Annotated in this window: 3 protein-coding genes; all 3 read left to right on the top strand. The window is 62.5% G+C overall.

The window, feature by feature from the left end; genetic code table 11:
- Window positions 1–31 precede the first annotated feature (31 nt).
- Entirely contained in the window at window positions 32–445 is a 414-nt protein-coding gene (locus D6877_RS07240; RefSeq protein ID WP_024012430.1) for a DoxX family protein, read from the top strand.
- Window positions 438–1,064, top strand: coding sequence for an antibiotic biosynthesis monooxygenase (locus D6877_RS07245; protein ID WP_041478579.1), 627 nt, complete (start codon window positions 438–440; stop codon window positions 1,062–1,064). The genes D6877_RS07240 and D6877_RS07245 overlap by 8 nt, the downstream gene beginning before the upstream one ends.
- Window positions 1,065–1,104: 40 nt before the next feature.
- Window positions 1,105–1,703 (top strand): amidohydrolase family protein (locus D6877_RS07250; RefSeq protein ID WP_153189065.1); only part of this gene is annotated, 599 nt, incomplete at its 3' end.

The raw sequence follows: 1,703 nt of genomic DNA on the forward strand, positions 1-1,703 counted from the left end.
TTCCCGTCAATGACATTCAAAGGGTCGGGTCATGATTGCTACGAGGGATGAACAGGCGCGCGACATCGGGTTGCTGTTCCTGCGGGTCAGCGGCGGGTTGTTTCTGTTGTGGGTGCACGGCTTGCCCAAGCTGCTGGACTTCACCGCGCAGCTGCAACTGATCGAAGACCCGTTCCACCTCGGCGCCCACCTGACGCTGATCCTGGCGATCTTCGCCGAAGTCCTCTGCCCGTTGCTGATCGTCGCCGGTGTGCTGGCGCGTTTGGCCTGCCTGCCTATTCTCTTTGTACTGCTCGTGGCGCTGCTGGTCGTGCACCCGCAATGGAGTGTGGCCGAAGGGCAGTTCGGCTGGTTGCTGTTGATTCTTTTCACCACCGTATTGATCGCCGGGCCCGGACGGCTGGCGATTCCTGTTCGTTTGCCCGGAGTGCTGCGTTATGCCTGAAGTCCTCAATTCACAAGCACCGGGGGCCGATGAGACCGTCACGTTGATCATCAAGCACTCGGTCAAGGCCGGTTTCGAGTCGGCGTATGAAGCATGGCTGCGCAATATCGTGCGGGTTGCCGGGCAGCGCGAGGGGCATCTGGGTGTGGACGTGGTGCGCGGCAAGCGCGGGCGTCTGGATTTTTACACTTGCGTGCTGCGCTTCAGCTCCACCGAGGCCATGCAAGGCTGGCTGGAATCCTCCGAGCGTCAGGCGCTGGTGGCTGAAGCCGCACCGATGCTGGCCGACGGCGATCAGACCGAAGTCGCGCCGGTCAATGAATTCTGGTTCACACCGCTGGCCGAAGCCGGCTCGCCACCGCCGCGCTGGAAGCAGGCTGTCGTCACCCTGTTAGTGATTCTGCCGCACACCCTGCTGGTGCCGCTGATCTGGGGGCCGTTGCTGGCGCTGCATCCGCTTCTGTCCAACTACGTGGTCGCCACGTTCCTGATCACCCTGACCATCGTCCTCTCGGTGGTCTACGTGGTGATGCCGCCGGTCACCCGTTTGTTCACCCCGTGGCTGGAAGCCAGTCAGGCCCATGAACACCTCGATTCCCAAGAGACCTCGCCGCGTTGAGCGGGGTTTGCTTCTTTTCACTTTTGCTTGAGGAACTGCGATGAGCGCCGATCTGATTTTATTCAATGGCCAGTTTCATACCGTAGACCGGGAAAAACCACTGGCCAGTGCGGTGGCGATCAAGGACGGCCGCTTCGTCGTCGTCGGTAACGATGCCGAGGCCATGGCCCTCAAGGGCAGCGCCACACAAGTGGTCGACATGAAGGGCCGCTGCGTCATCCCTGGCCTCAACGACTCGCACTTGCACCTGATTCGTGGCGGTTTGAACTACAACCTCGAACTGCGCTGGGAAGGCGTGCCATCGCTCGCCGACGCGCTGCGCATGCTCAAGGACCAGGCTGATCGCACGCCAACCCCGCAGTGGGTGCGCGTGGTCGGTGGCTGGAACGAATTCCAGTTCGCCGAAAAACGCATGCCGACCCTGGAAGAAATCAACCAGGCCGCGCCGGATACTCCGGTGTTCATCCTGCACCTCTACGACCGTGCGCTGCTCAACCGCGCCGCCCTGCGCGTGGCCGGTTACACCCGCGACACGCCGAACCCGCCGGGCGGCGAGATCGTGCGCGACAGCAACGGCAACCCGACCGGCATGCTGGTCGCGCGGCCGAACGCGATGATTCTCTACTCGACCCTGGCCAA

The organism is Pseudomonas sp. Sample_9 (assembly GCF_004307535.1).
Lineage (GTDB): Bacteria > Pseudomonadota > Gammaproteobacteria > Pseudomonadales > Pseudomonadaceae > Aquipseudomonas > Aquipseudomonas mercuritolerans.